Origin of the sequence: Amycolatopsis sp. NPDC088138 (genome assembly GCF_044741685.1) — a bacterium.
Taxonomy (GTDB): Bacteria; Actinomycetota; Actinomycetes; order Mycobacteriales; family Pseudonocardiaceae; genus Amycolatopsis.
This window is the reverse complement of sequence record NZ_JBIUTB010000002.1, coordinates 1,047,934-1,072,479: the sequence shown is the minus strand read 5'-3', so window position 1 is coordinate 1,072,479 and position 24,546 is coordinate 1,047,934. Positions and strand designations below refer to the sequence as shown.

At 70.3% G+C, this 24,546-nt stretch carries 21 protein-coding genes; 7 read left to right on the top strand and 14 right to left on the bottom strand.

Features of this window, described 5'->3' with window-relative positions:
• Positions 1–3: 3 nt before the first annotated feature.
• Together ACIOD2_RS12625 and ACIOD2_RS12620 are read right to left on the bottom strand one after the other, a co-directional pair.
• A complete protein-coding gene (locus ACIOD2_RS12625) occupies positions 4–1,758 on the bottom strand; it encodes a hypothetical protein (protein ID WP_400537111.1) in 1,755 nt (584 codons plus the stop codon).
• Positions 1,759–1,765: 7 nt separating this feature from the next.
• The gene (locus ACIOD2_RS12620) at positions 1,766–3,346 is read right to left on the bottom strand and encodes a substrate-binding domain-containing protein (protein WP_400537109.1); all 1,581 of its coding nucleotides are present in this window, start codon (positions 3,344–3,346) and stop codon (positions 1,766–1,768) included.
• A gap of 261 nt (positions 3,347–3,607) precedes the next feature.
• On the opposite strand from ACIOD2_RS12620, the gene ACIOD2_RS12615 reads away from it, so the two are divergent.
• Positions 3,608–4,408 (top strand): hypothetical protein, encoded by an 801-nt coding sequence (locus tag ACIOD2_RS12615; RefSeq protein WP_400537107.1) that lies wholly within the window; start codon positions 3,608–3,610, stop codon positions 4,406–4,408.
• Between the two features lie 7 nt (positions 4,409–4,415).
• Here the strand turns inward: ACIOD2_RS12615 and ACIOD2_RS12610 are convergent, their stop codons facing one another.
• Positions 4,416–5,822 carry a PLP-dependent aminotransferase family protein gene (locus ACIOD2_RS12610; RefSeq protein ID WP_400537105.1) on the bottom strand — a complete coding sequence of 469 codons (1,407 nt, stop codon included), beginning with the start codon at positions 5,820–5,822 and terminating at the stop codon, positions 4,416–4,418.
• Between the two features lie 46 nt (positions 5,823–5,868).
• Between ACIOD2_RS12610 and ACIOD2_RS12605 the strand changes: the two genes are divergently transcribed.
• On the top strand, positions 5,869–6,324 hold the full coding sequence (locus tag ACIOD2_RS12605; protein WP_400537104.1) for a carboxymuconolactone decarboxylase family protein: 456 nt from the start codon (positions 5,869–5,871) through the stop codon (positions 6,322–6,324).
• A gap of 71 nt (positions 6,325–6,395) precedes the next feature.
• On the opposite strand, the gene ACIOD2_RS12600 is transcribed toward ACIOD2_RS12605, so the two are convergent.
• Positions 6,396–7,853 carry an MFS transporter gene (locus ACIOD2_RS12600; RefSeq protein ID WP_400537102.1) on the bottom strand — a complete coding sequence of 486 codons (1,458 nt, stop codon included), beginning with the start codon at positions 7,851–7,853 and terminating at the stop codon, positions 6,396–6,398.
• A gap of 101 nt (positions 7,854–7,954) precedes the next feature.
• On the opposite strand from ACIOD2_RS12600, the gene ACIOD2_RS12595 reads away from it, so the two are divergent.
• Positions 7,955–8,329, top strand: a complete 375-nt coding sequence (locus tag ACIOD2_RS12595; RefSeq protein ID WP_400537100.1) for a MarR family winged helix-turn-helix transcriptional regulator — start codon at positions 7,955–7,957, stop codon at positions 8,327–8,329.
• 3 nt (positions 8,330–8,332) lie between these two features.
• Here ACIOD2_RS12595 and ACIOD2_RS12590 read toward each other — a convergent pair whose 3' ends face one another.
• On the bottom strand, positions 8,333–9,811 hold the full coding sequence (locus ACIOD2_RS12590; protein ID WP_400537098.1) for a trypsin-like peptidase domain-containing protein: 1,479 nt from the start codon (positions 9,809–9,811) through the stop codon (positions 8,333–8,335).
• A gap of 150 nt (positions 9,812–9,961) precedes the next feature.
• On the opposite strand from ACIOD2_RS12590, the gene ACIOD2_RS12585 reads away from it, so the two are divergent.
• Positions 9,962–10,357, top strand: a complete 396-nt coding sequence (locus ACIOD2_RS12585) for a hypothetical protein (protein WP_400537096.1) — start codon at positions 9,962–9,964, stop codon at positions 10,355–10,357.
• Here the strand turns inward: ACIOD2_RS12585 and ACIOD2_RS12580 are convergent.
• The 7 genes from ACIOD2_RS12580 to ACIOD2_RS12550 are packed head-to-tail and all read right to left on the bottom strand — an operon-like array spanning position 10,347 to position 18,689.
• Positions 10,347–10,886: a cyclodeaminase/cyclohydrolase family protein gene (locus tag ACIOD2_RS12580; protein WP_400537094.1), complete on the bottom strand. Its 540-nt coding sequence runs from the start codon at positions 10,884–10,886 to the stop codon at positions 10,347–10,349. The genes ACIOD2_RS12585 and ACIOD2_RS12580 overlap by 11 nt on opposite strands.
• Positions 10,887–10,889: 3 nt before the next feature.
• On the bottom strand, positions 10,890–13,325 hold the full coding sequence (locus tag ACIOD2_RS12575; protein ID WP_400537092.1) for an FAD-dependent oxidoreductase: 2,436 nt from the start codon (positions 13,323–13,325) through the stop codon (positions 10,890–10,892).
• Positions 13,326–13,335: 10 nt separating this feature from the next.
• The gene (gene purU, locus ACIOD2_RS12570; RefSeq protein ID WP_400537090.1) at positions 13,336–14,178 is read right to left on the bottom strand and encodes a formyltetrahydrofolate deformylase; all 843 of its coding nucleotides are present in this window, start codon (positions 14,176–14,178) and stop codon (positions 13,336–13,338) included.
• Positions 14,175–14,648 (bottom strand): sarcosine oxidase subunit gamma, encoded by a 474-nt coding sequence (locus ACIOD2_RS12565; protein ID WP_400537088.1) that lies wholly within the window; start codon positions 14,646–14,648, stop codon positions 14,175–14,177. The genes purU and ACIOD2_RS12565 overlap by 4 nt, the downstream gene beginning before the upstream one ends.
• Positions 14,638–17,175 (bottom strand): 2Fe-2S iron-sulfur cluster-binding protein, encoded by a 2,538-nt coding sequence (locus ACIOD2_RS12560; RefSeq protein ID WP_400537086.1) that lies wholly within the window; start codon positions 17,173–17,175, stop codon positions 14,638–14,640. Before ACIOD2_RS12560 ends, ACIOD2_RS12565 begins: the two co-directional genes overlap by 11 nt.
• Positions 17,172–17,450, bottom strand: a complete 279-nt coding sequence (locus ACIOD2_RS12555) for a sarcosine oxidase subunit delta (RefSeq protein ID WP_400537084.1) — start codon at positions 17,448–17,450, stop codon at positions 17,172–17,174. The genes ACIOD2_RS12560 and ACIOD2_RS12555 overlap by 4 nt, the downstream gene beginning before the upstream one ends.
• Positions 17,451–17,459: 9 nt before the next feature.
• Complete coding sequence (locus tag ACIOD2_RS12550) at positions 17,460–18,689, bottom strand: sarcosine oxidase subunit beta family protein (RefSeq protein ID WP_400537082.1); 1,230 nt, start codon at positions 18,687–18,689, stop codon at positions 17,460–17,462.
• A 55-nt stretch (positions 18,690–18,744) separates the two neighbouring features.
• Between ACIOD2_RS12550 and ACIOD2_RS12545 the strand changes: the two genes are divergently transcribed.
• Positions 18,745–19,392, top strand: coding sequence for a GntR family transcriptional regulator (locus ACIOD2_RS12545; protein WP_400537080.1), 648 nt, complete (start codon positions 18,745–18,747; stop codon positions 19,390–19,392).
• On the opposite strand, the gene ACIOD2_RS12540 is transcribed toward ACIOD2_RS12545, so the two are convergent.
• A complete protein-coding gene (locus ACIOD2_RS12540; protein WP_400537078.1) occupies positions 19,389–20,510 on the bottom strand; it encodes an aromatic ring-hydroxylating dioxygenase subunit alpha in 1,122 nt (373 codons plus the stop codon). The two genes, ACIOD2_RS12545 and ACIOD2_RS12540, sit on opposite strands and share 4 nt — an antisense overlap.
• 285 nt (positions 20,511–20,795) lie before the next feature.
• Positions 20,796–21,374, bottom strand: a complete 579-nt coding sequence (locus ACIOD2_RS12535) for a TetR/AcrR family transcriptional regulator (RefSeq protein WP_400537076.1) — start codon at positions 21,372–21,374, stop codon at positions 20,796–20,798.
• 100 nt (positions 21,375–21,474) lie between these two features.
• On the opposite strand from ACIOD2_RS12535, the gene ACIOD2_RS12530 reads away from it, so the two are divergent.
• Both ACIOD2_RS12530 and ACIOD2_RS12525 read left to right on the top strand, forming a co-directional pair.
• Complete coding sequence (locus ACIOD2_RS12530; RefSeq protein WP_400537075.1) at positions 21,475–22,941, top strand: aldehyde dehydrogenase family protein; 1,467 nt, start codon at positions 21,475–21,477, stop codon at positions 22,939–22,941.
• 35 nt (positions 22,942–22,976) lie between these two features.
• Positions 22,977–24,545: an amino acid permease gene (locus ACIOD2_RS12525; protein WP_400537073.1), complete on the top strand. Its 1,569-nt coding sequence runs from the start codon at positions 22,977–22,979 to the stop codon at positions 24,543–24,545.
• The last annotated feature ends 1 nt before the right edge of the window (position 24,546 follow it).

Here is a 24,546-nt window from a genome sequence, read left to right as displayed (position 1 = left end):
CTCCTACTGGGTCAGCGGTTTCCCGACCTCCATCCTGGCCAGGCACACCGGCGCGCCCGGGCTCGACAGCTGCACGCCGATGTGGTCGAACAGGCCGTCCACCGGCAGGAACATCGAGTGCAGCCCGGCCTGGAACCAGACCGGCGTCCGCTTGCCCTCGAGGTCGATCAGGCCTTCCCCGCCGTCCGAGGTGAAGTAGTCCACCTTGAGCAGGTACCGGCCCAGCACCGCGGTGTCGAGCGGGATCCGCACGAGCGTCTCGCCGATCGTGTATCCGCAGTTCGGCACCGGACCCGTGACGCCACGGGAAACCGGGGCGACGCCGGTGATCCGGTGCGGTTCGCCGTCCGCGTCGAGCAGGTGCATCCGGCTGGTCGGCTGGTCGAAGTGCGCGCCGGGCAGCAGGCCGACCACACGCGACGCGAAGGAGTCCGCCCCGAACCATTCGAACACCACGTCGGACGGGACGAAGTTGTCGTAGAAGACGAGATCCGGGTCTTCGGCCAGCGCGGCCCGGACGTTCGCGACGTACTGGCCGGCGTGCTCGAACCGCATCCCGGGCGACAGCTGCAGGAAGCCCACCGTGGAGCTCGCGAGCAGAAGCACGCAGGCGGCTAGGGCGATCGGCCGTTCCCGCTTTCCGCCGGACGGCGCAACTTCCCCGGGTGCCAGGAAAGCGAACGCTCCACAAAGGGCGGCCGGGAGCGCCAGTTCGGCGAGGTACCGCGGATCGTCACCGGCCGCGGGGCCGACCTCACGCAGCCGGGTCAGCGCCAGCAGCGCGACGTCGACGGCGAGCAGGACCCCGAACAACGCCCACGCCCGCCACGCCCGGCGGCCACCCGTGCGCACCCCGGCGATCAGCACGCCCAAGGCCGCCAGGAAAACCACGACGACGACCGCGAACGGCGACGGCGCCCAGGTCGCGCCCGGCCCGGGGCCGGACCACGGGCCGCCCGCGAGGCCCGGGAGCAGGGTGTCGCCGAGCATCCGGCCGGTCAGGTCCGCGACCGACCCGGCGGACATCGGCGTGCCGCCCGGGGTCACCTGGCTCGAGGTCAACGTGAGGTAGCCGGTGACGAACGCGGCCAGCAGCAGGGCGTGCCCGGCCCAGTAGCGCGCCCGGTCCCGGAAGGACTGTCCGAGCAGGACACTCACCCCGGCCAGCACCAGCGGGATCACCGCGGCCTTCTCGTAGAACGCCAGCCCGAAGAGCGTCCAGGCGAAGGTGCCCAGCCACCAGCGGCCACCGTCCTGGAAGTACCGGACCTGCGCGTGCAGCGCGCCGACGGTCCCCAGCACGACCGGCACGATCTGGACGCCGTAGGCCCACCACAGCGTCGGGACCAGCAGCAGCGTCGAGGCCGTGAACACGGTGAACGGCACCAGGATCGCCCACCGGCGGCCGAAACAGCGCACGAGCAGGCACCAGAACAGGACCGTCGTGAGCGCCCGCATGAGCAGCAGCGGCACCACCAGCAGCGGGAAGTTCAACGGCGCCCACGCGGTCAGCACCGCGGCGAGGAAGAACCCGCCCGGAGTCAGGTGCCCGTGGTAGTCCTGGAACAGGAACCCGAGGTCGAACGGCCCGGCCGCGGCGGCCCGGTACGTCACGACGAAGTCGTCCTGGGCGAAATTCCCGTGCAGCGCCGCCCACGTGTGCAGCACGAACGGGACCAGGCCCGCGACGAGCGCGGCGAGCACCACCGCGGGCACTCTCCGGCGCACCCGCGGCTCTTCGGTCAGTTCCTCGAGCACGGGGTCCTCACTTCTTGCACGCCGGTGGCTGGCACATGAGCTTGCTCAGCGCCTGGTAGAAGACGTCCGAGATCTTGCGCGGGTCCGGCGTGGTGAACGATTCGCCGCCGGTCGCGGCCGAAACCTGCTGCAGTTCCTTGGCGTCGATGTCCGGGCCGATGCCGATCCCGATCACCGGCAGCGGTTTGCGCGGGTCCTGCAGCTTGCCGAGCTCGGCGAGCAGGCCGGGCAGCCCGATCGAGTCGCTGTCCTCGTTGCGGCCGTCGGTGAGCACGACGACGACGTTGATCCGGCCGAGTTTCCAGCTCTGCCGGGCGTTCTGGTACGCGGCGAGGATCGAGTCGTACAGTCCGGTGGCGCCGCCGGGTTTCGGCTTGACCGCCTGCAACGTCGCCAGGCCGCCCTGCGCGAGCTGGTCCGCGATGGACCGCATCGGCAGCAGTTCCTTGTAGTCGCGGTCGCCCTCGAGCTTGGTGGAGAACAGCCACAGCCCGAGTTCGGTCGTCGGCTTGAACAGCCCGAGGCCCTGCGTCGCGGCCTCCAGCGTCAGCGCCATCCGGCTGCGGCCGGTACCGGGCACGGTCGCGGCCATCGAGCCGGAAACGTCGAGCAGCACCTGGACGCGGGCGCTCAGGTTGGCCCCGGCCCAGGCCTGCAGCACGCCGTACATCGCTTCGGGCGCAGGCGGGCCGACCGGCCGCGACGCGGAGCTCGTGCGGGTGTCCGGCGGCCGGTCGCCCAGCAGCTGCCCGGCCGGCGTCCGGAACCCGGCGTCGGCGAAGGCCTTCGTGGCCGTCTGGTCGAGCAGCAGCCGCAGGAACCGCTCGGCCGCCGAGCGCGACGCGTCCGACGCCCGCGGCAGCACGACGTACGGGTAGTCGAAACTGGGCACTCCGACGGAGGGATACGCGGCAACGAGCTTGCGCGCCAGCACGGACTGTTCCGACGCGGGTGACGCCGTGAACGGCTCCTTCACCGCCGAAAGCCTGCGGATCTCCTCGGTGAACGCCGCGGCCGGGTCGGGCGCGTCCTTCGTGAGCTGCTGCAGGCCGATCAACGCGGCTATCGCAGCCGGGTCGCGGCCCGGGTCGGGCAGCCCGACCGGGCTGCCGGCGACGACGTCCGACCAGGACGGTGACTTCGCCGGCCACCCCGCCTGTTTCGCGACCTCGTCGGTCAGCGCCAGGACCACGGGTGAGCTCGCCACCGACTGACCGGTCTCCGGCAGGTTCCACGCGCCGCCGTCGCGGGCCTGCAGCAGCCAGGTGCTCGACTCCGGCACCCAGACGTCGGGCCCGTTCGCGCCGTTGGCCTCGAGGGCCGCCGCGGTGGCCGTGGACGCACTGGCCGTGACCTCCACGGTGTAGCAGTCGGGTTCCGGCACGGACCGGGCCAGCGCCGTGAGCACCGGCGCGACGTCCGGCGCCGCGGTGATGCGGACCGGTGTCGTGGTGTCACAGCCGCCGTTCGCCAGCCGGTTCTTCAGGTAGTCCACGCCGAACCAGGCGAGCAGGGCCACCACGAGCAGCACGCTGAGGACGACGACCCGCGCGTCGATGCGCCGGGCCCACGCCGGGTGTGCCGCCATGCACGTACCTTCCCTCGTAAAGAGTCTGCAGCTTGCCAGCCGGGTGAGCGGGAAGCCAGAGCCGATAGCGGAAAGTCACCGTCGCCGGATGAGCTCGTGGTGAAGGAATTGCGTGGTGCCGCCGAGTTGGTGACAGACAGGAACTGCGTAACATTTTCGCTTGACGCCCGTCCCACATGGGTAACAGCACGATGGCGGATCGCGGAGACGATTTCGCCGTCCCCGAAACCGGCGATGAGGCACCGAACGGAGACTCGACCCGTGCGCACGATGTACGACGCGGTCACGGCCGCGAACATCCCCGCCGGCGGACAACTGGTCGCGGGATACATCGACAAGATCAAGCTGGAACCCTGGTCGGCCGCCGACTGGGCCCGGTTCCCCAACGCGGTCAAGGTCACGATCGTCAAGAAGGCGAGCACCAACGACGGGCACGTCCTCGACGTCGAACCCGGTGACGCCACCCCGGCCGAGGCGCCGGGCTGGGTCCGGATGCGACGCGCGGCGGGCGCGGACCCGACGGTCTACTGCAACCTTTCGACCTGGCCGTCGGTGCGTTCGGCGTTCTCGTCCGCCGGTGTCGCCGAACCGCACTACTGGATCGCGCACTACAACGGCGATCCGACCATCCCGGACGGTGCCGTCGCCAAGCAGTACCGCGGCGACGTCGCCCCGGGTTACGACGTCTCGTCGGTCGTCGACTTCTGGCCCGGAGTGGACGGCAAGGGTTCCGACTCGACTGGAGTGGAGATCATGGAGCGCATCACCGTCACCCCGCCGAACCCCGACCAGAACACGGTGCGGGTGTTCCTGTCCGGCAGCCCCGGGGCGGCCGTGATCGTCCGCCCGCGGCTGGGCGGCGACGGCTTCTCGAAGCCGATGTGGATCGGCGACATCTTCGCGTGGGGCAACGACCACAACGGCGTCGGGCACAACCCGGCCCAGACCTCGGGGTACAACTCGAAGCTGACTTCGCACCGGCGGTACGACCTGCCGGGCGCGGTGTGGGCGGACGTCACCTACAGCTCCACGGACCCGTTCGAGATCGATATCGTCGGATAGCACGCGTTCACGCGGGCGGCAGGGCGCGGCACAGCACGTCCACGGCCGCGGCGTAGGCGTGTTCGGCCGGGGTCGCGTACCCGACCACCAGTCCGTCCATTGTGGACATCGTGCTCGCCGGGTGCCGGAAGGCGGCCAGGCCGTCGAGCGCGAGGCCCTGCCACGTCGCGGCCGTCACCGCGGACCTCTCGGTGCCCGGTGGCAGGCGCAGCACGGCGTGCAGGCCGGCGGCGACGCCGGTGGGCACCACGTGCGGCGCCTGCGCGGCGAGCGCGGCGACCAGCAGGTCGCGGCGACGGCGGTAGCGCTGCCGCATCCGCCGGATGTGCTTGTCGTACGCGCCGGATTCGACGAATTCGGCCAGCGTCAGCTGGTCCAGCACGCCCGCCCAGGCCTCGCGCTCGCCCTTCACCGCGAGCACGGCGCCGACGAAGTGTTCCGGCAGCACCAGCCACCCGAGCCGCAGCGCGGGTGAGAGGCTCTTGCTGACCGAGCCGACGTAGACGACGTGTTCCGGGTCGAGCCCCTGGACCGCGCCGATCGGCTTGCGGTCGTAGCGGAACTCGCCGTCGTAGTCGTCCTCGATGACCAGCCCGCCGGTCGCACGGGCGTGGCCGACGACGGCGGTGCGGCGGTCGTGGTGCAGCGGCCCGCCCGTCGGGAACTGGTGCGCCGGCGTGAGCAGCACCGTGCGGACGTCCGCGGTCAGCTCGTCGACGCGCGCGCCGTTTTCGTCCAGTGACAAGGGAATCGTCGGCACGGAGGCGGCCGTGAAGATCGAACGGTGGAAGGCCAGGCCATAGGACTCCACGGCCAGCGGGCCGGGCAGCACCGCGGGGAACAGCAGCCGCAGCGCGTGCGCGAACCCGGAGCACACGACGATCCGGTCCGGCGTCGTCCGCACCCCGCGGGCGCGTGCGAGGTACCCGGCCAGCGCCTCCCGCAGCTCCGGGCGGCCGCGCGGGTCGCCGGGGCCGAACGCGTCGTGCGGTGCGACGTTCAGCGCGCGCCGCGCGGCGGCGAGCCACTCGGTGCGCGGGAACGACGTCGCGTCCGGCTGGCCCTGGCGCAGGTTGTACCGCGGCTTCGGCGGCCCCGGCGCCTTCTTCGGCGTCCGGGCCGGCGCCACCGGTTCCGCGCGGTCGGCGACCCGCGTCCCGGAGCCCTGGACGGCGGTGAGCCAGCCTTCGGCGACCAGCTCGGCGTAGGCGTCGGCGACGGTGTTGCGGGCGAGCCCCAGGTCGGCGGCCAGCGAGCGGTACGGCGGCAGCCGGGTGCCCGGGGCGAGCCGCCCGGTGCGGACGGCGTCCCGCAGCGCGGTGATGAGCACGGCCCGCTTGCTGCCGGTGCCGGACAGCTCGAGGTGCAGGTCGGCACCCAGCCGCTCCCCCAGATTGACCCACGATTCCGGCACAGAAATGCACCCTACACGGCGGTCACTTCGGCTCTAGATTTTGCTCATGACGCACCGCATCACCTTCGCCAAGACCGCGCCGAAGGCCTTCAAGGCCCTGATCGGCTTCGACGCCGCCGCCCGCGCCGGGCTCGACCCCGCGCTGGTGGAGCTGGTCCAGATCCGGACCGCGCAGCTCAACCGCTGCGCCTACTGCCTGCACATCCACACCTCGGACGCCCGGAAGGCCGGCGAGAGCGAGGAGCGGCTGCACATGATCGCCGTGTGGCACGAGGCCGCGAACTTCTTCAGCGAGCAGGAGCTGGCCGCGCTGGCCCTGACCGACGCCGTCACGCTGATCTCGACGGGCGGTGTCCCCGACGACGTCTACACGCGAGCCGCCGGCCAGTTCGACGAGGAAGAGCTCGCCCAGCTGCTCGCGCTCATCTTCACCAGCAACACGTGGAACCGCATCGCCATCACCACGGCGAAGGTGCCCGGCACGGACGAGCGGGTGGCGTGATCCGGAAATCGCGAAAAGAAACGCGGAAGAACCACCATCCCCCGCGATGGTGGTTCTTCCGCGTATCCCCCTCAGTCCGCGAGAGCGAGCAGATCCTCCTCGACGACCGGCTCCTCGGCCACGCGCTTCCGGGCCACCAGGCCGGAAATCGCGACCAGCAGGCCCAGCACCGCGATGCCGGTGACCACGCTCAGCGCCGGCGTCAACCCGGTCAGCAGCGCGGCGGGTGACGCCTCACCGCCGCCGTTGGCGGTCAGGACCGCCGTCACGACCGCGAGGCCGATCGCGCCGCCGACCTGCAGTGACGTGTTGAGCAAGCCGCCCGCCAGGCCCTGTTCGTCGTCCGAGATGCCGTTCGTGCCCTGGATGTTGAGCGACGAGAACGCCAGCGTGAAGCCGATGCCGAGCAGGACCATGCTGGGCAGGACGAAGGCCGCGTACCCCGAGTGCTCGTCGACCCGCAGGAACAGCGCGTAGCCGAGGACGTGCGCGACGACGCCCGCGAAGATCGTGCGGGGCGTGCCGACGCGGTCGATCAGCGGCTCGATGCGCGGCGAGCCGAACGCCACGATCAGCGCCGCCGGCAGGAACCCGAGCGCGGTCTGCAGCGCGGACCAGCCCAGGACCCGCTGCAGGTAGAGCATCACGACGAACTGGAAGCCGATGTACGCGCCGAAGAACAGCGCGCCGCCGAGGTTGGCGCGGGCCAGCGGGCCCGAGCGCAGGATTCCCAGGCGCAGCAACGGGTGTGCGCTGCGCTTCTCGATGAGGACGAACGCCGTGAGCAGCGCGATGGCGACCACGAACGTGATCAGCGTGCGCGGCGAGGCCCAGCCGACCTGCGGGGCTTCGACGACGCCGAACACCAGCAGCAACGAGCCGAGAGCGCCGGTGATCGCGCCCGGGAAGTCGTACCCGCGGCCCTCTTCGCGGCGGTAGGACGGGATCAGCTTCCAGGCGGCGACGAACGCGAAGACGGCGATCGGCGCGGGGAGCAGGAACGTCCAGCGCCAGCCGACCTCGGTCAGCAGCCCCGAGAAGACCAGCCCGGCGGAGTACCCGCTGGCGCCGAAGACGGCGAAGATGCTGATCGCCTTGTTGCGGGCGGGGCCTTCGTGGAACGTCGTGGTGATGATGGACAGGGCGGCCGGCGCCGTGAACGCGGCGGCGAGCCCCTTGATGAACCGGCTCGCGATGAGCAGCGCGCCGTCGTCGACGAGGCCGCCGAGCAGCGAGGCCAGTGCGAACACCGCGACCGCGACGAGGAAGACGCGGCGGCGGCCGAGCAGGTCGGCGGTGCGCCCGCCGAGCAGCAGCAGCCCGCCGTAACCCAGCACGTAGCCGCTGACGACCCATTGCAGCGCGGCGGTGGACAGGCCCAGGTCGGCCTGGATGGCGGGCAGGGCGACGCCGACCATCGACACGTCGAGCGCGTCGAGCCCGATGACGATGGACACCGTGAGCAGGACACCCCAGAGGCGCGCGTCCCACCGGGTCGAGGTGGTGGACAGGTACGCGGAAGAACTCATGACGGCGACAGTACATGCATACGCATTTAATGTCTAAGCATCTTATGTAAGAGTATCTTATGCGTTTGCATCTGATGCCCGTGCATGCTAAGTTGGTCGCCGTGAGCGACGTCGCTGAGCAAGGCCTGGTCGAGGAGTGGCACGAGCTGCTGGCCCGCTATTCGGCCGTGTTCAGCACGCTCGAGTGCCGTCTGCAGGAGCGCCACGGGATCGGCGCCAACGAGTTCGAGGCGCTGGAGCGCCTGGCCACCTGCGACTTCAAGTGCCGCTCGGCCGACCTCACCGGCGCGATCCACCTGAGCCAGAGCGCCACTTCCCGGCTGGTCGCCCGGCTGGAGAAGGAAGGCCTGGTCGAGCGCGCGCTGTGCGACGCGGACCGGCGCGGCATCTTCGTGACGATCACCGACGCCGGACAGGAAAAGTACCTCGCGGCCAAGCAGACGCACCGCGAGGTACTGAACGAGACCCTGCGCTGAGCCTTAGCCGACCGGGCCTTCGGCCGCCGTCACCGGCAGCTGCTGCGAAGCCCCGGAGGCGCCCGACACCGTCAGCGTCAGCTGGTCGCCCGGGTGGTGGGTGTCCATCACGTTCGTCAGGGTGGTCGCCGAGTCGATCGCCTGGCCGTTGATGGCCGTGATGACGTCGCCGGCCGCGAGACCCGCCTGCTGCGCCGGCCCGCGCGCGACGACGTCGCGGACCTGGGCGCCGCCGCCCTGGCCGTCCGCCACCGAGACGCCGATGAACGCCGTCTTGCCGATGTGGATCTTGTCCGACGCGGTGCCCGCGACGATCTGGTGCGCGATGTCGACCGCCTGGTTGATCGGGATCGCGAAGCCCTGGCCGCCGGCGCCGCTGCGGCGGCCGTTGAGCTGGTAGCCCGTCGACGCGGCGGTGTCGACGCCGATGACCTGCGCGTCCGCGTTGACCAGCGGCCCGCCTGAGTCACCCGACTCGATGTTCGCCTTGACCTGGATCAGGCCGGTGAGCTGCTCGGACGACCCGCTGGACTCGTCCGACGCGGTGATCGACTGGTCCAGCGCGGCGACCGTGCCCGGCGCGGGCACCGGGTCGCCGCCGCGGCCGCCCGCGTTGCCCAGGCCGAGGATCTGGTCGCCGACCTTGACCTTCGACGAGTCGCCGATGGCGGCCGTCGGCAGCCCGGAGGCGTCCTCGAGCTGGATGACCGCGACGTCCTCGCTGCGGTCGTAGCCCACGACGTGCGCGGTGTAGGTGTCGCCGGTGCCGATGCTGGTGACCTTGATGCTGGTCGCGCCGGCCACGACGTGGTTGTTCGTCAGCACCTCGCCGTCCGCGGTCAGCACGATGCCGGTGCCCGCCGCGGCCGCGCCCTGCAGGCCCAGCTCGGTGTTGATGTTGACGATGGCCGGGTTGACCTTCGCGGCCACGGCGTCGGCGTCGAGCACCGTGGCCGACGCGCTGGGCTGCCCGGAGAAGCCGAAGTTCTGGTTGCCGGAGGCGCTGGGGCTGTTCGCCGAGATCAGGTGCCCGATGCCGAGCCCGGCCACCACGGCCAGCGCGATCGCGACGACGGCCACGGTCAGCGCGCGCAGCGGACTCCGCTTGCGCGGCGGCGGCTGGTACGCGGCCGGCGGGTAGCCGTACCCGGGACCCTCCTGGCCGTAAAAGCCATGAGGGGCACCTTCAGGGCGGTACGCGTCGTGAGGGGCACCCTCATGGCCGTAAGAGCCATAAGGGTGCCCCTCACGGCCGTACTGCGGCTGGGCGTGCGGCTGGGTGTACTGGGGCGGGTACGGGCGGCCCCACTGGTCGCGCGGCTGGTCCTGGGGCTGCGGCTGGTAGTAACCCGGCTGGTAGTAGCCCTGCGGATACTCCCCCTGGCCCTGGCCGTAGAACTGCTGCCCGTACGCATCCTGGCCATAGGGATCTTGGCCGTGGGGATAGTCGCCGCCCTGCGGCCGCCGGTCGTACTCGCTCATGCCCTTGCTCCCAGCCCTCGGCAAGTCTTCGCCCTGCCAGCAAACGCCGCGTTCCTGAGAATTTCCTTGTCCGGTTCCATGGAGTTGCTGTGGATGTACCCACCCGAACGCCGGGACCGGTCCCGTGTGATCGACGTTACCCTCTACCGCATGAAGCGCACCGCCGTGCTGGTCGCGGCCGCTTTCCTGGCCGCCGGCTGCAGCGGCACCACCGGCGGGACGCCGTCACCGGCCTCTTCGGGGTCGACGTCGGTGGCGGAGGAACCGCACCGGCTGGCGTTCGACGTCTCGGGCACGGCCGTCGTCACCACGCTGACCTGCACCGTCGACGGGAAGACGACGGAGGAGAAGAACGTGAAGCTGCCGTGGAGCCGCACGTTCAGCTTCCCCGCGCACACCGGCAAGCACGAGTACCAGGTCGTCATGCAGTACTCGGACGGCTCGGTGAACGCGACGGCGAAGGTGGACGGGCGGCTCCAGACCAGCAGCAGCGGCGGCGGGGACGGCGCCGGGACCCAGTCGATGAACGGCGACTTCACCGACTGAGCGCCACCCCCGACCGGATCCCTTCGGTGACGCGGTCGGCGCGCTCGCGGATTCCGCTGACGCTCGCGACGACTTCCCGCAGCGTCGTGTCTTCCGGCAGTCCCGCCAGCTGAGCCTCGATGCTCACCCGGGCCGTCACCGCGGCCGCGCGAGCCGCTTCGGCCGCGGCCGCGAGGTCCGTCATCACCTGAGGTTCCGGCGGCACCCGCTCCACCAGGTCCAGCACCACCGCCGCCGCGGCGATCACGTCCGCGGGCGGCACACACGCACCTCGCCGGGCGTCGAGCAGCGCGTCCGGGTTGCGCGAAGCCCGGCTGACGATGGTGACCGCGTGCGCGTCCTGCTCCGCCAGCCGCAGCGCGTGCATGCTCAGCGCCTGCGCCTCGGCCACGACGTCGCGGTCCTCGGCACAGCGGGCCACCAGGGCCGCGGCCTGCGCGACGTGCAGTGCGGCCGTCGCTCCGCCGCCGGGTGCCGCGTCGCGCGACGCGAGGGCTTTCAGGAAGTCGCTCATGATCTGGTCACGCATGACTCACCTCCGGATCCGTTCCATGGCCGGGTCGAACAGGGGCTCCGCGGCCACCGTCGCCGGGACCCGGCGGCCGAAGTACTCGATCTCCACCCCGCTGCCGACGTCCGCCGACGCCGGGAGCCAGGCGTACGCGATCGGCTTCCCGATCGTGTAGCCGTACGCCGCGCTCGTGACGTACCCGGCCGGGGCGCCGTCGACGAACACCGGTTCCTTGCCCAGCACCACGGTCCGGCCGTCGTCGATCGTGAGGCACCGCAGCCGCCGTGCCGCCGTCTCCTCACTCCGGCCTTCGATCGCGTCACGCCCGAGGAAGTCACCCTTGGCCGGCCGCACCGCGAAGCCGACCCCGGCCTCGTACGGGTCGTGCTCGGTGGTCATGTCGGTGCCCCACAACCGGTAGCCCTTCTCCAGGCGCAGGCTGTTGAACGCCGCGCGCCCGCCGGCGATGACCCCCAGGGACTGCCCGGCCGCCCAGAGCGCGTCCCACAACCGCAGGCCGTTGTCCGCGCCGGTGTAGACCTCCCAGCCGAGTTCGCCCACATAGGACAGTCGCATCGCGACGACCGGCACCCCGGCGATCCGCGCCCGGCGCGCCCGGAAGTACTTCAGCCCGGCGTGCGAGAAGTCGTCCTGGCTCAACGGCTGCACGAGGTCCCGGGCCAGCGGCCCCCAGACACCGATGCAGCACGTTCCACCCGTGGTGTCGCGGACCTGGACGCCGTCCGGCTTGTGCTTCAGGAAGTGGTCGACGTCGATGCCGCCGTTGATGCCGACCTGGAAGAGATCCGGGCCAAGCCGGGCCACCGTGACGTCGCTCCGGACACCGCCAGCTTCGTCCAGCATCAACGTGTAGGTGACCGACCCGACGGACTTGTCGAGCTGGTTGGTCGTCAGCGACTGCAGGAACTCCAGCGCGCCCGGGCCGGAGATTTCCACCCGCTTCAACGGGGTCATGTCGTAGAGCGCGACCTTGTTCCTTGTGTGCCAGGCTTCGGCCGCCGCGATCGGCGAGTGGAACTGCGCGGACCAGCCGTCGCGCGCGGGCGGCAGCCAGTCGTGCGGCAGCTTCTTCAGCAGCGGCGCGTTGGCCTCGAACCAGTGCGGCCGCTCCCAGCCGCCGGCCTCCAGGAACACCGCGCCCAGCTCACGCTGCCGCACGTGGAACGGCGTCACGCGCAGATCGCGCGGGGAAAGCTTGGGCTGCAACGGGTGCAGGATGTCGTAGACCTCGACGAAGTTCTGCTGCGCCGTCTCGTGCACGTACGACGGCGCGAGCTGGACGTCCTCGAACCGGTGGACGTCGACCTCGTGCAGGTCGGTCTCCGACCGGCCGTCGACCAGCAGCTCCGCGACGGCCTTGGCGATGCCCGCGGAGTGTGTCACCCAAACCGCTTCGGCGAGCCAGAACCCGCGGACGTCGGCGGATTCGCCGACCAGCGACTGGCCGTCCGGGGTGAAGGAGAAGATGCCGTTGAAGCCCTCCTCGACCTTCGCCTGCCGCAGCGCGGGCAGCAGCAGTTGGCTCTGCTCCCACGACGGCGCGAAGTCCTCTTCGGTGAACGGCAGCATCGACGGCATGGCACTGTCGGTCACCGAAGGATCCAAAGTGGACTCCTCGACCGGCATCGGCCGGTGCGCGTAGGAGCCGATGCCGATGCGGTCGACGTGCTCGCGGAAGTACAGGTCCTGGTCCTGGTGGCGCAGGATCGGCAGGCTCGCTTCGACCTCTTCGGTGTTGCGCCCGACAAGCTCGTCGATCCGGCCGGTCTTGACGTACTGGTGCGCCAGCGGCAGCAGCGGGACGTCCATCCCGACCATGGCACCGATCTCGCGGCCCCAGAACCCGGCGCACGACACGACGACGTCCGCCGGGAAGTCATCCTGGTCGGTCCGGACGCCGGTGACGTGCCCGCCTTCCTGCAGCACGTCAGTGACCTTTGTGGACCCAACGAAGCGAGCGCCCCGCGCGGTGGCCCGCTCCGCGAGGACTCCGACGGCCTTCGCGGCCAGCGCCAGCCCGTCGGTCGGCACGTACAGCGCGCCGAAAACCTGCGAGCCGTCCAGCAGCGGCCAGCGGCGGACGCACTCGCCGGCGTCGATCAGCTCGCCGGGCACGCCCCACGACGTCGCCCAGCCGTGCTTGCGCTTGAGGTCCTCCCAGCGGGCCGGGGTGGTCGCGATCTCCATGCCGCCGACCTGGTTGAAGCAGCCCAGCTCGAGGAACTTCGAGACGGTGTACTTCGCGAACTGCGTCATCGTCTTGGACGCGTTGGTCTGGAACACCAGGCCGGGCGCGTGGGACGTCGACCCGCCGGTGCGCGGCAGCGGGCCCTGGTCGAGCACGGTGACGTCGGACCGGCCGCGGGCGGTGAGCTCGTCGGCCAGGTTCGCGCCGACGATGCCGGCGCCGATGATCACGACTTTCGGTGCGGTCATGGCGGAACTCCTATCGGAAAACGACGGTGCTGTTGCCGTTGAGCAGGACGCGACGTTCGCAGTGCCAGCGCACCGCGCGGGACAGGGCGAGCGCCTCGGCGTCACGCCCGACGGTCACCAGCTCGCGCGGCGAGTACGTGTGGTCGACCCGCGCGACCTCCTGCTCGATGATCGGGCCCTCGTCGAGGTCGGGCGTGACGTAGTGCGCGGTCGCGCCGACGTATTTCACACCGCGGTCGTAGGCCTGGTGGTAGGGCTTGGCGCCCTTGAACCCGGGCAGGAACGAGTGGTGGATGTTGATCGCGCGGCCTTCGAGCTTGAGGCACAGGTCGTTGGACAGCACCTGCATGTACCGCGCGAGCACGACGAGATCGGCCTGGTACTCGCCGACCAGGTCGAGCAGCCGCTGCTCGGCCTCCGCCTTGGTCTCCGGCGTCACCGGGACGTGCTCGAACGGCACCCCGGCCGCCTCGGCCATCGGCCGCAGGTCCTCGTGGTTGGACACGACCACCGCGATGTCCGCACCGAGGCTGCCCGCGCGCCAGCGGAACAGCAGGTCGTTGAGGCAGTGCCCGAACTTCGACACCATGACCAGCAGCCGCGGCGGCGTCCCGTCGGAGAGGTCGAACTCCATCCCGAAGCCCCCGGCCACGACAGCGAAGTCGCGGCGCAATTCGTCCACTGTGGTCTCGTCCGGTGCGGTGAACGACGTGCGCAGGAAGAGGGACCCGCGGACGTCGTCGTCGAACTGCTGGTGCTCGACGATGTCGCAGCCCTGCCCGACGAGGAACGTCGTGACGGCGTGCACGATGCCCGAACGTTCCGGACACTTGAGCGTCAAGGTGAAGGTCATGAGGCGTACTCCAGACTCGCGTCGGCCAGCCAGGCCTTGAAGTACCCGGAGAACGACTGCCGCACGAGGATCGTGAAGCCGTCTTCCCGGACCATGAGCACGATCCCGGTGCGGGCGAACAAAGTCTGCACGCAGGTCCCGGGCGGCGACACCGACTCGTCAAGGTCGATCGAGCACCCGTGGGCGAGCACGTCCCGCGCGTGCGCCCCACTCAGCTGCACGGTCACCCGCTGCGCCGAGACGTCGACCACCGCGTCACTTTCACGTGAAAGTGACGCTTCCAGTTCGGCTTGACGGCCGGGTTCGGCGAGCACGAGGTACTCGTCGGGGCCCATCCACAAGAGGTCCACGCCGTTGCCGCTGGTGAACGTGCACGGCTCGGGCAGGGGGACGCCGAGCAAGGTGTGACCGTGGCGGAGGCGCACGGTGAGCTGGGTGCGGAACGGTTCTTCGACCGCTTCAGCCGTCACGGCGGGCTCCTTCCTTGTCGAAGAGCACGGATTCGGTCACGGTCACCGGCACCACCTGGTCGCCGACCGGGACGTACAGCGTTTCGCCGACGCGCTCGCGTCCTGAACGCACCAAGGCGAGCGCGAAGGTCCGTTCCAGCGCAGCGCTGTGGTAGCTGGAGGTGACGTGGCCGAGCATCCGCACCGGCGGTTCGGGCACAACCTCGGACTCGATGATCTGCGAACCCTCCGGCAGCAGCACCGACGGATCGACGGGCAGCAGGCCGACGAGCTGCTTGCGGTCCGGCCGGTTGTTCTCCGTACGGGCGAACGACCGCTTGCCGAGGAAGTCCACCTTCTTCTTGGACACCGCCCAGGACATGCCGAGGTCCTGCGGTGTCACCGTCCCGTCGGTGTCCTGGCCGATGATCGGGTAGCCCTTCTCGGCGCGCAGGACGTGCATGGTCTCGGTGCCGTACGGCGTCGCTCCGGCGTCCACTATGGACTCCCACAGCGTGAGCCCGTACCACGAGGGGACGTTGATCTCGTAGGCCAGCTCGCCGGAGAAGCTGATCCGGCAGACGCGGGCGGCGATCCCGGCGACCTCGGCGTCGTGCCAGGTCATGAACCCGAAGGCGTCGTTGGACACGTCAAGACCCGGTGCGAGCGTGCCCAGCACCTCTCGCGAGCGCGGGCCGACCAGGGGGATCGTGGCCCAGTGTTCGGTGACCGACGTCGCGAAGACGTTGAGGTGCGACCATTCCGTCTGCAGCCACTCCTCCATCCACTCGAGGACCATCGCCGCGTTGCCGGTCGTGGTGGTGACGAGGAAGCGGTCCTCGGCGACGCGGATGACCGTGCCGTCGTCGAGCACCATGCCGTCGACCCCGCACATCACGCCGTAGCGGATCCGGCCGACGCGCAGGTTGCTCATCATGTTCGTGTAGAGCATGTCGAGGAACGCGCCGGCGTCCGGGCCCTGGACGTCGATCTTGCCCAAGGTGGACCCGTCCATCACCGCGACGTCGGTGCGTGCCGCCCGGCATTCCCGCAGGACGGCGTCGTGCATCGATTCGCCGGGTTGCGGGTAGTACCACGGCCGTTTCCACTGGCCGACGTTCTCGAACTCGGCACCGTGCTCGACGTGCCACGGGTGGATCGTGGTGACCCGCACGGGATCGTGCAGCTCACCGCGGTTGCGCCCGGCCAGCGCGGCGAACGACACCGGCGTGTACGGCGGCCGGAACGTCGTGGGCCGCTGTGTCGACAGGTCGACACCGAGCGCCTCGGCGGTGATGCCCGCGGCGAGCAGGCCGGACGTCTTGCCCTGGTCGTGCGCGGTCCCGATCGTCGTGTAGCGCTTGATGTGCTCCAGCGAGCGCAACCCGGCGCCGGTGGCCCGCAGGACGTCCGAGACGGTCGCGTCCCGTTGCTGGTCGACGAACCGGGTGTCCACTTCGGACTCCGGTGCGGGCACCTGCCAGAGGATCTTGGCCTCCGGCAGCCCTTCTCCCGCGGCCGCGCCGACGACGCTCACCGTCGGCAGGTCGCCGTCCGGGACGTACGCACCCAGCTCCGGCGCGTACCGCAGCTTGCCGCGGGCCTGGCTGTAGAGGTGGACGGCCGGGTTCCAGCCACCGGACACGAGCAGCAGGTCACAGGGGATCCGCTCCCCCTCCAGCGACCCCAGCGGCGCGACGTGGGCGGCGGTGATGTGGGAGTCCCCGTCGGTGCCGATGACGCCGTAGCCCTCACGAGCGTCGACGATCCGCACGATCTCGGCCCCGGCCGCCGCCAGGTCGGACGCGGCGTCGTACGCGCTGTCGTTGGTGGTGAAGACAACCACGCGCTGCCCGGCCAGGACGCCGTAGCGGTTCAGGTACGTCCGTGCGGCACCGGCGAGCATGATGCCGGGACGGTCGTTGTCCGGGAACACGATCGGCCGCTCGTGGGCGCCGGTGGCCAGCACGATCTTCCGAGCCCGGATCCGCCACACCCGCTGCCGCGAGATCCGTTCGGGAGCCGCGGGCTCGCCCCGGCGCTCCAAGGCCAGCACGAACCCGTCGTCGTAGATGCCGAACGCCGTGGTCCGCGAGAGGAACCGGACACCCTCCGGAGCCTCGCCGTCGGGCTGGTCGTCCACCAGCAGGACACGACCAGAGGCGGCGCGGGCGGCGGCCAGACCGGCGGGTCCGGCGCCGACGACCAGGACGTCACAGTGAGCGTGCTTGGCGTCGTAGCGCGCCGGGTCCGGTTCGGTCGCCAAGCGGCCTTGACCGGGCAGGCCGCGGGCGACCAGGCCGTCGTACAGCTCGACGGTGGTCGCGCTCAGCATCGGCTCCGGGAACGGCGCTTCGATCTGCACCAGGGCGTTCGAGTCCTCGACACCCGCCGCGACGATGCCGCGCGGCCGGCCGTACCTGATGCTGGTCGCGACCTGGTGGATGCCGTTGGCCAGCAACGCGGAAGCCAGGGTGTCGCCGAGGAAACCGGTCAGTTCGCGGTCGTCGAAGGTGAACTTGAGCGGGACGCCGGAAAGTCGGGTCACGGGATCACCGGCTTCGGCTCGTCGAGGCGGTAGACCGCCAGGAGGTCGTGGGTGCGGGTGTCGCGCACGGCGTTGAACCAGCGGCGGCAGCCCGCGGTGTGGCTCCAGCGTTCGGCGAGCGGCCCGCTCGGGTTGGCGCGGAAGAAGACGAACTTCGCCCAGTCCTCATCGGACAGTGCGGCCGGGTCCTCCGGGTAGGCGACGTGGGCCTGGCCGCCGTAGTGGAACTCGGCCTCTTCACGCGGCCCGCACCACGGGCAGGGAATCAGTTGCATCAAAGACTCCTAATGCGCGACGGCGGCGGCGCCGTGCTCGTCGACGAGGGCACCGGTGGTGAACCGGTCCAAGGTGAACGGTTCGGCGTACTCGTGCGGTTTGCCCCGCGCGATGGTGGCCGCGAAGACGTCACCGACACCGGGCGTGGCCTTGAAACCGCCGGTGCCCCAGCCGCAGTTGAGGAACAGGTTCTCGACCGGCGTCAGCCCGACGATCGGCGACGCGTCCGGGCTGACGTCGACGATGCCGGCCCACGTCCGCAGCAGGTGCGCCCGCGCGAACACCGGGAACAGCTCCAGCGCGGCGGCCATCTGCTGCTCGATGATGTGGAACGAGCCGCGCTGGCCGTAGCCGTTGTAGCTGTCGATGCCGGCACCCATCACGAGCTCACCCTTGTGCGCTTGGGAAACGTAGACGTGCACGGCGTTCGACATCACGACCGTCGGGTGGATCGGCTCCAGCAGCTCGGACACCAGGGCCTGCAACGGATGCGACACGAGCGGCAGGTCGAGCCCCACCATGCGGGCCAGCACCGACGAGTGCCCGGCGGCGCACAACGCGACCTTGCCCGCGGCGATCCGGCCCCGGCTGGTCTCGACCGCTGTGACCCGGCCGTTCACCGTCGAGATGCCGGTGACCTCGCAGTTCTGGATGAGGTCGACGCCCATCGCGTGCGCAGCGCGGGCGAAGCCCCAGGCCACGTAGTCGTGCTTCGCGATGCCCGCGCGCGGCTGGTAGGTCGCGCCGAGCACCGGGTAGCGGACGTCCGGCGAGGTGTTGACGATCGGGCACAGCTCCTTGACGCCGTCGGCGTCGACCCACTCGGCGTCGATCCCGTTGAGCTTGTTGGCCTCGACGCGGCGGACGCTGTCGCGGACGTCCTGCAGGCTGTGCGCGAGGTTCAGCACCCCGCGCTGGCTGAACAGGATCGGGTAACCGAGGTCCTCTTCGAGGCCCTCCCACAGCTTGAGGGAGTGCTCGTAGATGCCGGAGCTCTCGTCCCAGAGGTAGTTGGAGCGGATGATCGTGGTGTTGCGGGCCATGTTCCCGCCCGCGAGCCAGCCCTTCTCCAGCACGGCGACGTTCGTGATGCCGTGTACCTTCGCCAGGTAGTACGCGGTGGCGAGGCCGTGCCCGCCGCCGCCCACGACGACCACGTCGTAGCTCTTGCGGGGTTCCGGGTCGTCCCAGAGGAAGTCCGGGTGGTCCGGCAGGTCCGCGCCGGGGGTGCGAGGCATCCGAGTCCTCCTGGTCGACTTCTGATATATCAATTGTCGATGTAGGCTAAGCGGCGTGAACCCACCGGTCAATCCCCCATCGCTGGCCGAACAGGCGTACCTCTTCGTCCGTGATCGCCTGGTCATGCTCGACATCCGGCCGGGCGACCCCATCAACGAGGAGTGGCTCGGCACCACCCTCGGCATGGGCCGCACGCCGATCCGCGAAGCGCTGAAACGCCTCGAGTCCGAGCGGCTCGTCGTCGCCTACCCGCGGCGGGGCACGTTCGCCACCGACGTCAACATCTCCGACCTCACGCACATCTCCGAGGTCCGGCGCACGCTGGAGCCGATGGCCACGGCCGCCGCGGCCGAGCGCGCGACCGCGGCCGACCGGGCCACGCTCACCGAGCTGCGCGCGCAGCTCGACGTCGGCGTCCCGGCCGGGGACAACGCCGAGCTGCTCCGCACCGACCTCGCCCTGCACCGGGCGATCTACCGGTGCGTGCACAACCCGTTCCTCGAGGACACGCTGATCCGGTACGACAACCTCGCGACGCGGATCTGGTGCGTGTTCGTGCCCCGGCTGCCGGGGATGGCCGGCCACGTCGACGAGCACGTCCCGCTCCTCACCGCGATCATCGAGGGTGACGCCGAGAAGGCCGCCGCGCTCACGCTCGAGCACGTCGCCGGGTTCGAGACGGCCATCCGGGCCCTGATCTAGAGACCGAGCCGGGCGCGGACCCAGTCGTGGAACTCGCCGATGTGGTGCTCGCTGGGCACGAGCACCCCGCCGCCGGCGTAGGAGCGCGAGTCCATCGCGAGCTGGCAGCGTTCGCACGCCTCGAAATCCTGCAGGTTGACGCGGTGGAACAGCTCGACCGAGCGCGTCAGGTCCCGCCCGGACTCGACGACGCCGGGCAGGTAGAGCCAGTCGCAGCGCACCAGCGTCCGGTCCGGGGCGAGCGGGAACATCCGGTGCAGGATCACGTGGTCCGGCACCAGGTTGACAAAAACCTGCGGCCGGATGGTGATCGCGTAGTACTTGCGGTCCTGGTCCTCGGTGACGCCGGGCAGCCGGTCGACGCCTTCACTGCCGTCGATGGTGAAGCCCTGGACGTCACCGCCGAACGCCGCGCCGTGGCCGACGTAGTACTGCGCGGCGTAGCCGTCGGCGAACTCCGGCAGGACCTCGGTGAGCTCCGGGTGGATCGTCGCGCAGTGGTAGCACTCCATGAAGTTCTCGATGATCTGTTTCCAGTTCGCCTTCACGTCGTACTCGATGCGCTTGCCCAGCGCGAGGCCGTCGACGCCGTACGCCTCGATCGCGCTCTCGCCGCCGAGCCGTTCGGTGACCGCGGCGACGACGCTCCCGTCGAACGGCGGCGGCTCGTCGGCCAGGCAGACCCAGGCGTAACCGAGCCACTCGCGCAGGTGGACGCGGGTGAGGCCGAACGTCGTGCGGTCGACGTCCGGCATGCCGGTGAGGTTGGGCGCGGCGATCAGCTTGCCGTCGAGGCCGTACGTCCAGGCGTGGTACGGGCACTGGAACGCGCGCTTCACGGTGCCGGACTCGTCGGTGCACAGCCGCGCGCCGCGGTGGCGGCAGACGTTGAGGAACGCGTTCAGCTTGCCGTCCCGCCCCCGCGAGACCAGCACGCTCTCCTTGCCGACCTGGACCGTCTCGAACGCGCCGGGGCCGGCGAGGTCCGCGCTGCGCACGGCGCAGAACCAGTCCGCCTCGAAGATCTTCGACTGCTCCAGCGCGAAGATCGCCGGATCGGTGTAGTAGGTGCCGGGCAGCGTGGCGAGCAGGCTCGGCGGGAGATCGGTTGCGGTCACCGGCGTGGTCCTCTCCGCGGATCAGTTCGGGAGTAGTTGCGCAGAACGCGTCTTGTTGCTCACTCCGGAACAGAGTGACTGCCGCCGAGCAGCGATGTCAACCCAAGTTTTTCAACGCCCGCCAAGACTCCCGACCCGTTCCGGACGACACACGTGATTGCCGGGTCAACTCGCGTGATTGGAAGGTCGACACGCGTGATCAGAGCGTCGACACACCCAGCCCCTGCCGTGTCGACCCTTCAATCACGCGTGTCGACCTCTCAATCACGCGTGTCGGCGTTCTGATCACACAGCGGGGCCGTGGATGGCGCGGCGGAAGAGGGTCTCGATCTCTTCCCGGGTCGGGCGGGGGTCGGCCAGGGCCGCCTGCATGAGCAGGCCACAGAACAAGCCGGCCAGGAGACGGCCGGTGAGCGGGTCGGTGCGGATGCCGTAGAGCTCGGTGAGGGCGTCGTCCCAGGCCGCGCTCGCCTTGCGGAGCCGGGGACGGTGCAGGGCCGCGACGTACAGGTCGTACTCGACGACCGTGTCCCGGTACTGCTCGTTGATGTACCCCATGACCAGGTCGGCGAGCGCCGCGGCGAAGTCGGCGTCCGGCGGGAGCGCGGCCTCCCACTCCTTCAGCGCGTGGACGTTCTTCTCCGCGGCCTCGTGCAGCGCCACTTCCAGCAGGTCGTCCAGCGTCGCGAAATGGTAGGTCGTCGAGCCCAGCGGGACGTCGGCCTTCGCGGCGACCGCGCGGTGGGTGAGCCCGTCGATGCCCCGCTGCGCGACCACCTCGATCGCCGCCTTGGCGATCCGCGCGCGCCGGTCGGGATCGTTGGGGCCACGTCGTCGGGTCCCCGCGGATTCACTCTTCGTCATCGCTGCCGAAACCCTCCTTGTGGACATCTGTACACGTCTCGCGTACAAATGTACGCACTCAACGCGCCGAGCAGCCACTACCGAGTCCGGAAGGGGCCGCATGAAAGACCTGCACATCGACGGGATCTGGACGGACGCGTCCGGGGGCACCGCCTCCGACGTGCTGAACCCCGCCACCGGCCAGGTGATCGAGAAGGTCGCCGAAGCCGGTCGCGAGGAGGTCGACGCCGCCGTCAGAGCGGCGGAAAAGGCCTTCGACGACGGCCCGTGGCGGAAGACGACCGCCACCGAGCGCGGCGAACTGCTCCGCCGCGTCGCCGACCTGCTGGTCCGCGACCGCGAGGAGCTGGCCCGCACCGAGAGCCTCGACACCGGCAAGACGCTGGGCGAGGGCCGCATCGACATCGACGACGTCACCAACGTCTTCCGCTACTACGCCGACCTCGCCGGCAAGGACGCCGGGCGAATGGTCGACGCGGGCAGCGCGTCCGTCGTCAGCCGGATCGTCCACGAGCCGGTCGGCGTCTGCGCCCTGATCGCGCCGTGGAACTACCCGCTGCTCCAGATGTCCTGGAAGGTCGCCCCGGCGCTGGCCGCGGGCAACACGGTCGTGCTGAAGCCGAGCGAGGTCACGCCGCTCACCACGATCAAGCTGGTCGCCCTGCTCGAAGAGGCCGGGACGCCGCCGGGGGTCGTCAACCTGCTGCTCGGCACCGGGACCGTCGGCGCCGCGATGGTCGAGCACCCCGCCGTCGACCTGGTCTCCTTCACCGGCGGTTACGCGACCGGCGAGAAGATCATGACGGCCGCCGCGAAGGGCGTCCGCAGGGTCGCCCTCGAACTCGGCGGCAAGAACCCGAACGTGGTCTTCGACGACGCCGACTACGACACCGCGCTCGACTACGCGCTGATGGCCGCGTTCGTCCATTCGGGACAGGTCTGCTCGGCGGGCGCGCGCTTGATCGTCCAGGATGGCATCCATGACCGGTTCGTGGCGGACCTCGCCGCGCGCGCCGAGGCGATCCGCGTCGGCGACGGCTTCGATCCCGAGACCGAGACGGGCCCGCTCGTCTCGGCGCAGCACCGCGCCAAGGTCGAGGGCTACATCGAAAGCGCTCTCAACGAAGGCGCAACGCTCCGAGCCGGCGGCAAACGGCCCGAAGGCGCGCAGTACGAAAGCGGTTTCTTCCTGCGCCCGACGGTGTTCTCCGACTGCACCAGGGACATGGCGGTGGTCCGGGAAGAGGTCTTCGGCCCGGTCGTCACCGTCGAACGCTTCACCGAAGAGGCCGACGCGATCGCGCTGGCCAACGACACCGAGTACGGGCTCGCCGGAGCCGTGTGGACGTCGGACGCGTCCCGCGCCCAGCGGGTCGCCGGGGCCCTGCGCCACGGCACCGTGTGGATCAACGACTACCACCCCTACCTGCCGCAGGCGGAGTGGGGCGGGTTCGGCCGGTCCGGCATCGGCCGCGAGCTCGGACCGTCCGGGCTGGCGGAGTACCAGGAGAGCAAGCACGTCTACCAGAACATCGATCCCGTTCCGCAGCACTGGTTCAAAGGCTGAAACCCTCCCCCACCCCACCACGTGAGGACGTTGCCATGACCACTCAGGAAAAGCCGGCGGGCGGGGGGCCTGCCCCGGACGACAGCTCCGATCTGGAGAAGTTCGGCTACCGCCAGGAACTCGAACGTTCCCTGGGCTCCTTCTCCAGCTTCGCCGCCGGGTTCAGCTACATCTCGATCCTGACCGGCGTGTTCCAGCTCTTCTTCTTCGGCTTCGGCTCGGGCGGGCCGGCGTTCATCTGGACGTGGCCGCTGGTCTTCATCGGCCAGGCCGCCGTCGCGCTGTGCTTCGCCGAGCTCGCCGGGCAGTTCCCGCTCGCCGGTTCGGTGTACCAGTGGGCGAAGCAGATCGCGAAGCCCAGGACGTCGTGGCTGGCCGGCTGGATCATGATCATCGGCGCGATCGTCACGGCCGCGGCCGTCGCGGTGGCCTACCAGATCATCCTGCCGCAGGTGTCGACCGCGTTCCAGATCGTCGGCACCGACGCCGACGCCGGCCTGACGTCGACGCCGGGCGGCGCGCAGAACGCCATCATCCTGGCGCTCATCCTGGTCGTGTTCGCCACGGTCGTGAACATCATCGGCGTCAAGCTGATGGCGAAGATCAACAACTTCGGCGTCGCGGTGGAGCTCGGCGCGAGCGTGCTGCTCGTGATCGCGCTGGCCATCCACATCAAGCGCGGCCCGGGCATCGTCTTCGACACCCACGGCACCGGCGAGGGTCACACGTTCGGGTACCTCGGGGCGTTCCTGGTGGCGTCGCTCATGAGCGCGTACGTCTTCTACGGCTTCGACACCGCGGGCTCGCTGGCCGAGGAGACGACGCAGCCGCGGCGGCACGCGCCGCGCGCCATCCTGCGGGCGATCACCGCCGCGTTCATCGTCGGCGGCCTGATGATGCTGGTCGGCATGATGGCCGTCGGCGACCTCAACGCGCAGGAGCTCAGCACGTCCGGCATGCCGTACCTGCTGAAGAGCACCCTCGGCGAGGGACTCGGTGACGCCTTCCTGATCTGCTCGGCGATCGCGATCACCGTGTGCTGCCTGGCCGTGCAGACGGCGGCGATCCGGATGACGTGGGCGATGTCGCGCGACGGGCGGCTGCCGTTCAGCAAGGCGATGTCCAAGGTGTCGCCGCGCTCGAAGACGCCGGTCGTGCCGGCGCTGCTGACCGGCGGCCTCACGATCGTGGTGCTGCTGATCAACCTGGGCAACCAGCGGGCGTTCTTCATCCTGACCTCGACCGCGATCATCCTGTTCTACATCCCCTACCTGATGGTCACCGGCCCGATGCTGATCCGCCGCCTGCGCCGCGGCTGGCCGCGCCCCGACCACGGGCCGTACTTCAAGCTCGGCCGCTGGGGCACGCTGGTGAACGCGGTCGCCGTCGTCTACGGCGCCGGGATGACCGTCAACCTGATCTGGCCGCGCGCCGAGGTCTACGGCGACGACCACTGGTACTTCCAGTGGGGCGCGGTGATCGTCACCGGGCTGATCGTGGTGGTCGGTGGGATCATGCTCTACATCCGGCGCGGTACCTGGGGTTCGTCGCACACGAGCCCCGAGCACATGCCCGACGACGCCCCGGATTCACTACCCGGCTGAG